7 protein-coding genes are annotated in these 7542 nt (G+C 69.2%); 2 read left to right on the forward strand and 5 right to left on the reverse strand.

The genetic code is table 11. From position 1 onward, the window contains the following. The 5 genes from AC5RV2_RS12315 to AC5RV2_RS12335 form a co-directional block, all read right to left on the reverse strand. Positions 1-657, reverse strand: a 657-nt coding sequence (locus AC5RV2_RS12315) for an FGGY family carbohydrate kinase (protein WP_494092567.1), incomplete at its 3' end; no start/stop codon positions are given. Further along, positions 657-1913 carry a sugar ABC transporter permease gene (locus AC5RV2_RS12320; protein WP_494092568.1) on the reverse strand — a complete coding sequence of 419 codons (1257 nt, stop codon included), beginning with the start codon at positions 1911-1913 and terminating at the stop codon, positions 657-659. The genes AC5RV2_RS12320 and AC5RV2_RS12315, both read right to left, overlap by 1 nt. Continuing rightward, positions 1910-2860 carry an ATP-binding cassette domain-containing protein gene (locus tag AC5RV2_RS12325; protein WP_494092569.1) on the reverse strand — a complete coding sequence of 317 codons (951 nt, stop codon included), beginning with the start codon at positions 2858-2860 and terminating at the stop codon, positions 1910-1912. The genes AC5RV2_RS12320 and AC5RV2_RS12325 overlap by 4 nt, the downstream gene beginning before the upstream one ends. 59 nt (positions 2861-2919) lie before the next feature. Then, positions 2920-4026, reverse strand: a complete 1107-nt coding sequence (locus AC5RV2_RS12330; protein ID WP_494092570.1) for an ABC transporter substrate-binding protein — start codon at positions 4024-4026, stop codon at positions 2920-2922. Between the two features lie 59 nt (positions 4027-4085). Further along, complete coding sequence (locus AC5RV2_RS12335; RefSeq protein ID WP_494092571.1) at positions 4086-5096, reverse strand: NAD(P)-dependent alcohol dehydrogenase; 1011 nt, start codon at positions 5094-5096, stop codon at positions 4086-4088. A 218-nt stretch (positions 5097-5314) separates the two neighbouring features. Between AC5RV2_RS12335 and AC5RV2_RS12340 the strand changes: the two genes are divergently transcribed. Then, the gene (locus AC5RV2_RS12340) at positions 5315-7288 is read left to right on the forward strand and encodes an APC family permease (RefSeq protein ID WP_494092572.1); all 1974 of its coding nucleotides are present in this window, start codon (positions 5315-5317) and stop codon (positions 7286-7288) included. Next, the coding region (locus AC5RV2_RS12345) for a TRAM domain-containing protein (RefSeq protein ID WP_494092573.1) at positions 7285-7542 on the forward strand (258 nt) is incomplete at its 3' end. The genes AC5RV2_RS12340 and AC5RV2_RS12345, both read left to right, overlap by 4 nt.

Raw genomic sequence — 7542 nt, forward strand, 5'->3', positions numbered from 1 at the left:
GACTTCGGCCGGCCACGCCAGCCGGGGCTCCGGCAGGTGCCCGGCGACCGCGCCGTACCGGTCCGGATGCCACCGGTTGCCGCGAAGGTCGTAGAGCGGATCGCACTGGCTGGCCGTGTGGTGGTCAAGAACCAGCTCGCCGGTCAGCTTGGCCAGGACGAAGGAGTTCAGGCTGTGCCAGTTCCGGGCGCGGGCGAAGACCTCCGGTTCCCGGTTGCGCAGCCAGCGGAGCTTCGGTCCCACGGCCTGCGAGGACAGCACCTTGCCCGCCTCGCGAAAGATCTCCTCGGCACCGAACTCCTCCGTTAATTCGCGGATTTCGACGACGGCGCGCGCGTCGATCCCGTACAGGATCGCCGGCCGCAACGGGGCCAGGTTTTCGTCCGTGACCACCAGGGACGGACCCATCGCACTGACGCACACGCCGGCGACGGCACCGGCGTCGTTCCGGGAGAAGAGCTCCCGGCACAGCCGGACCACTTCCGCCCACGCCCCGCCCTCGGCGTCGAACTCGGCCCAGCCGGGCCGCGGGTAGCTGACCTCGTGCGCGACCGCCGCGCTGTCCAGCACCCTGCCCCCGGCGTCCGCCAGCACCGCCTTGCTGCTGCCCGTGCCGATGTCGATGCCCAGGAACATGTCGCTCCGGCGGCCGGCCACTAGGCGCGGCCGTGGGAGGTGCGGGACTTGCGGGATACGGCGTCGAGGATCACTGCCAGCAGCAGCACCAGGCCGGTGATCATGTACCGGAACGAGGACTCAAGGTTCAGCAGGGTGAGGCCGCTGGAGATGGACTGGATGACCAGGATGCCCAGGAGGGCGGAGAATGCCGAGCCCCGGCCGCCGAACAGGCTGGTCCCGCCGATCACTGCGGCGGCGATGGCGTTCAGGTTCACGTCCCCGGTGCCGCTGCTCTGCGCCGATGCGGCCAGCCGGCCGGCGGCCAGCATGCCGCCGACGGCCGCGAACGTCGAGCACAGGACGAAGATGGACACGTAGATCCGGTTGACGGCGATCCCGGCCCGCCGCGCCGCTTCCCGGTTGCCGCCGACGGCGTAGACGGAACGGCCCCACTGGGTCCGGGTGAACGCGTAGTGCATCGCCAGCACCAGGGCGGCGAAGAAGACGAACATCCAGCCGACGCCGCGGGCCTGGTTCAGGTACCAGACCGCGAACAGCAGGATCACGGCCAGCAGGATGGTCTGCATCACGACCAGCTTCATCGGCCGCCCGGACAGGCCTGCCTTGACCCGCTGGCGGGAGAGCGTGAGCTGGCTGAGGAAGAAGCCGGCCACGCCGACGACCGCCAGCACGTACGACAGCCATCCCGGCACGAAGGCCTGCTGGCCGAACCAGACGAGGAAGGAATCGAAGGGCAGGTTGATGGTGCCCTCGACGCCGAGCACGAACAATTGCAGGCCGAGGAAACCGAGCAGGCCGGCGAGCGTGATCACGAAGGACGGCACCCCGAACTTGGTGTACACCACCGAATAGACCAACCCGATCGCGGCGCCTACCGCCATCGCGGTCAGGACCGCCAGCCCGATCGGCCAGTCCTGCTTGATGAAGGTGACGCCGACGATGGCGGCCGACAGGCCGCTGACGGAGCCGACGGACAAGTCGATTTCGCCGACCAGCAGGACGCAGACGATGCCCAGCGCGATGACTCCGACGGCGGCGCTTTCCAGCAGCAGGTTGACCAGGTTGGCGCTGGAGAGGAAGAACGGGTTGAGCACCTGGAAGATGGACCAAATGACCAGCAGCCCGACGACGATGGGCAGCACGCCCAGGTCGCCGCCGCGCACCCGGTTGATACCGACCTTCACGGCGCCCTTGAAGCCCTCGGTCCGGATCAGCCGTTCGTCCTGCAGGTCCGTGGCCACCGGAATGACCGGGGCGGCTGGATTTGTTGTCATGGTACGGTCCCTTCTTCCCGTGCTGCTGCCCCGGACCCCTGTCGGCCCGCGCTTCCGGCGGCCTGGCCGGGCGGGAGCGAGCCTCCGCCCGGCCCGCCCAGCCCGCCGGCCTCCTCGGCCCCGCCGGCCGTTCCGGCCGCGCCGGCAGCCGCCGCTGCCCCGGTCTGGGCGGCGCGCTGGGTCACGACGTTGTCGGTGGCGCCGGTGATGGCGGCGATCAGGTCGTCGGTCGAGACGTCCTTCATCCGGAAGGTGCCGTTGTTCTTCCCCAGCCGCAGCACCGCGACGCGGTCGGAGACCGCTTTAACGTCCTGCATGCTGTGGCTGATCATGATCACCGCGAGGCCGTTTTCGCGCAGCCGCTCCACCAGGTTCAGCACCTCGGCCGTCTGCGCCACGCCGAGGGCTGCGGTGGGCTCGTCGAGGATGATGAGCTTGGGGCTGCCGAGCAGCGACCTGGCGATGGCGACGGTCTGGCGCTGGCCGCCGGAGAGGGAGGCTACCGCAATGCGGACCGAGGGGATCTTCGCCGAGAGCTGGCGCAGCAGCTTCCAGGACTGGACCTCCATCTCCACTTCGTTCAGCCGCCAGGCGCCCAGCTCCCGGCCGAGGAAGAGGTTGTCGACGACGCTGAGGTTGTCGCAGAGGGCGAGGTCCTGGAACACCGTGGCGATGCCCAGCTGAATGGAATCCACCGGCGTGTGGATCGTCACGTCCTGGCCGTCGAAGTTCACGGTACCGGCGTCCTGGGGATGCACGCCCGCGAGGATCTTGACCAGCGTCGACTTCCCGGCGCCGTTGTCACCGACCAGGGCGACCACTTCGCCGGCGTGGACGTCCAGGTCAATATCGGTCAAGGCGGCCACGGCACCGAAGTGCTTGCTCACGCCCCGCATGGACAGGACCGGGGCGGTAGCCTCCGGCCGTTCCGCTGACACAGTTGACATGCTTCCCCTTCCCCTACGCCGGCGGTACCGCGGGGGCCGCGGCACCGCCGGCGGCTGCTTTACTCGATGCCGAGTTCGTCGCAGCCCGCCTTGTACTCACCGGTGCAGATTTCTTCAGGCTTGTAGATGCCGCCGTCGAAAATCACTTCCTTGACGTTCTCCTTGGTGACGACCGTCGGCACGAACAGCGCGGACGGGGTGTCGAAGAGCGTCGCGTCGGGTTCGGGGGTCTCGCCATTGAGCAGCTGGACCGCCACCTCGGCCGACTTTTCGGCGACAATCTTGATGGGCTTGGAGATCGTGTTGTACTGGTCGCCCTTGATGATCCGCTGGATCGCGGCGACCTCCGCGTCGTTGCCGGTGACCGGCGGGAACGGCGAGACGCCGGCGGCCTTCAGGGCGGCGATGGAGCCGCCGGCCGTGCCGTCGTTGGCGGCCACGATACCGGTGATGTCCTCACCGAACTGGGTGATCTGGCCGGCCACCCAGTCCTGCGCCTTCGACGGCTGCCACTCCGGGGTGTCATACGAGGCCAGGATTTCATGCTCGCTGGCCTCGACGGCTTCCGTCGCGCCTTCCTTGATCAGCTGCGCGGCCCGGTCGGTGGGGGAGCCGTTGACCATCAGCACCCCTCCGGTCTCTTCGCCGTCGGCGTCCAGCTTCTTCACCAGGTCCTCGGCGATGAGGCTGCCGATCTTCTTGTTGTCGAAGGAGACGTAGAAGTCTGCCGGCGTGTCCGGGACCGGCCGGTCGTAGGTGACCACCTTGATGCCCTGGCCCTTCGCGGTGTTGACCAGCGAGGCGGCAGCGGTGCTGTCCACCGGGTCCAGCACCAGGACCTCGACGCCCTGGGTGATCATGGCGTTGGCCTGCTGCTGCTGCTTGTTGGCGTCGCCGTCGGCGTTCTGGTACAGCACCTCGCAGCCGCCGCACAGCTCTTCGACCTTGGCCTCGAACAGCGGGCTGTCCTGCTGCTCGTAGCGGGTCGAGGCCCGGTCCGGCATCAGGAACGCGATCTTGCCCTCGGCCTGGCCGCCGCCCCCGCCTGCGGTCCCTCCGCCTCCGCCGCCGCCTTCACCGCCGCCGCCGCCACCGCAAGCTGTCATGCCGGCTGCAAGAAACAGGGCCGTGGTGAGGCCCATGATTCCCCGTGTGTTCTTGTTCATCGGAACTCCTCTTACTGGTGGCGTGCCGCGTTGCCGTTCGTGCGTTCCGGCATCCGCGGTCAGAGCCGCTGGGGGTAGATCATCGCCTTGAGCGATTCGGGTTCGGTGGAGGTGTTTTCCAGGGCGGCCGCGGTCTGCGGCAGCGCAAAGCTGTGCGTGACCAGTCCTTCCAGGTTGATCCGGCCGGAGGACACCAGATCAATGCCCAGCGGCCAGGTGTTGTTGTACCGGTTCACCATCGAGATGGTGATCTCCTTCCAATTGAGCGTGGACAGGGGCAGCGGCACCTCCTCGGTCTTGGCCAGGCCGATGACGGCTGCCCGCCCGGCCTCGCGCAACCGGCCGAGCCCGGAGGCGAGGACGCCGCCGGCGCCCGAGCACTCCAGCAGCACGTCGTAGGTCCGCGCCGTGGGCGCGTCGCTCTTCTCCACCGCGAAGCCGTGGTCGCGGGCCACGCCGAGCCGGTACTCGGAGATGTCCGTGACCGTGACGCTTCCCGCGCCGAGGGCCCGCGCCGCTTCGGCGGCAAGCAGGCCCACCGGCCCGGCGCCGGTGATCAGCACGTCGTCGCCCGCCTGGAGGTTCGCCCGCCGGCAGCCCCACAACCCCACGGACAGCGGCTCGAGCAGCGCGCCGTCCTCGTAGCTCATCGAATCCGGGATCGGGAAGTAGCAGCGGGCGTCCATGGCCAGGTACTGCAGCAGGGCTCCGTCGTAGGGCGGGGTGGCCAGGAATTCGAGGTTCGGGCAGAGGTGGTAGCGCCCCGCCCGGCACTCTTCGCAGCTGCGGTCCGGCGTGCCCGGCTCGACGGCCACCCGGTCGCCGACGCGCACGTTGCCGACGCCTTCGCCGACGGCAACCACCTCGCCGGCGAGCTCGTGGCCGAGGATGAACGGGCCGTCCACGACGAACGGGCCGATCTTCCCGTAGCGGTAATAGGCGACGTCGGAGCCGCAGACCCCCACGGCTTCCACCCGGATCACGGCCTGGCCCCGACCAGGCTCGGGCATGGGGCGCTCCTGAATCTCGATGCTGCTCAGGCCGGTCATCACGGCGGCGGCATTGCCCATCTAAGACTCCTTAGCGAGCAGTCACTGGGTCAAACGGCCCCGGACCCCTAAATGTGATACAACGCACATTCATACGCTTATGCTAACCCCGGCGGCCCTGCCGCGGCTATGAAACTGCGGGTCGGAGGCCCCGCGACCCCGTAATTTCCGGGCCGGCAGTCTAGACTCTAAGCCGTGAAGATCCGGACCCATTGGCAGCGTGTGCCACCGAGGGAAACGTGCTGACATTCCTCGATGCCCTCAAGCGGGTCCTGGTGGGCAAGCCGTTCCGCAGCGAGCGGCTGAAGCAGGACGCGCTGCCGCGCCGCCTGGCGGTTCCGGTCTTCTCCGCCAACGCGCTCTCCTCGGTGGCCTACGCCCCGGACGAGATCTTGCTGACGCTGGCATTGGCGGGCGTCGCGGCGATCGCCCTGTCGCCCTGGGTCGGACTGGCGGTCATGGTGGTGCTGCTGGTCCTGGTGGCGTCCTACCGGCAGAGCATCCACGCGTATCCGTCCGGCGGCGACTACGAGATCGCCACCCGGAACCTGGGCAAGCCGGCAGGCATTACGGTGGGCTCCGCGCTGATGCTGGACTACGTGCTCACAGTCGCGGTGTCCATGTCTTCGGCGGCCCACTATCTCGTGTCCGCCGTTCCGGCGCTGAAGGGCTGGCAGCCGGGAGCGGCCGTCGCCGGCATCGCGATCCTCGCCCTGCTCCATCTGCGCGGGCTGGGACGCGGGCGCCTGACCGTGGCGATCGCCACCTATGTCTTTGTGGGCACCGTGCTGCTGATGTGCCTGGCCGGGTTCGTCCTTGACCTCACCGGAAGCCTGGGCGAGGCACCCAGCGCGGCGTTCGACGTCGTGCCGGAACCCGGCCTGGAGGCGGGCCTGACCGGGCTGGCCGGCGCGCTGCTGGTGCTGCGGGCCTTCTCCACGGGCGCCGCGGCACTCACCGGCCTGGAGACGCCGGCCAGCAACGTGCCGGCCTTCGAGAAGCCGCGCGCCAGGAACGCCGGCTTTGCGCTGCTGATGCTGGGCATCTCCGCAACCGTGATCACCATGGCGGTGATGTACCTGGCCCGGGCCACGGAGGTGCGGGTGGTGCAGGCCCCCGCCGACCAGCTGCGGCTGGACGGCGGGCCCCTGCCGGCGGGCTACTTCCAGTCCCCGGTGCTCAGCCAGCTGGCGGAGACGGTCTTCGGCGGCGGCGCCCCGCTCTTCTACCTGACGGTCGCGGCCACCGCGGCGATCCTGGTGCTGGCCAGCCATTCGGCGTTCAACGCCTTCCCGCAGCTGGCATCGATCCTCGCCACCGACGGCTTCCTGCCCCGCCAGCTGCGGACCCGCGGGGACCGGCTCAGCTACAGCAACGGGGTGCTCGCGCTGGCGGCCGCGGCCGTGGTACTGGTGCTGATGTTCAACGCGGACGTCACCCGGCTGATCCCGCTCTACGTGATCGGCGTGATCGTTTCCTTCACCTGCAGCCAGCTGGGCATGATCCGGCACTGGTCCCGCGAAATCCGGGCCACCGCGCACCGCCCGGTGCGGCGCCGGATGCTGCGCTCGCGGTTCATCAACATGGTCGGCTTCATCCTGACCGTGACCGTGCTGGTGGTGGTAGTGGTCAGCAAGTTCGTTTTCGGGGCCTGGCTGGCCGTGCTCGGCATCGTCCTGCTCGGGCTGGTCATGCACAGCATCAACCGCCATTACGTCCAGGTCGCCCGCGAGCTCGCGATCGACCCGGACCAGCCGGCCACCGCGCTGCCGTCCCGGGTGCATGCGGTCATCCTGGTCTCGCACGTGCGCAAGCCGACGCTCCGGGCGCTGGCCTTCGCCCGGGCCTCGCGGCCGTCCCGGCTCGACGCCGTGGTGGTGGACCTGGACCGTGAACAGACCGAGCAGACCCTGCGCGACTGGGAGAAGCTCAACATCCCGGTTCCGATCACAGTGCTCGCCTCCCCGTACCGCGAGACCACCACGCCGATCATCGACTACATCAAGAGCATCCGCCGGGACTCGCCCCGCGAACTGGTGGTGGTCTACATCCCCGAATACGTGGTGGGACGCTGGTGGGAGCAGCTGGTGCACAACCAGACCGCGCTGCGCATCAAGACCCGCCTGCACTTCGAGCCCGGCGTCATGGTGGCCAGCGTGCCGTGGCAACTGGCCTCCTCCGATTCCGTCCGCCGCTACCAGGAGCTTTCATGACCGACCCCGCACCGCAACTGATCGAACTGACCGTCGGCGCCCCGGCGCACGGAGGCCACTTCGTCGCGCGGCACGACGGCCGGGTGGTGTTCGTCCGGCACGCCCTGCCCGGGGAACGGGTCCTGGCACGCGTCACCGAGGGCGGACCGGACGCGGGATTCTGGCGGGCGGACACCGTGCGGGTGCTGGAAGCAGCCCCGGACCGGGTGGAGCATCCCTGGGCGCCGGCGGACGCGTTGGCTGCGGCCGAAGCC

It is taken from the genome of Arthrobacter sp. Y3225116 (genome assembly GCF_059091245.1).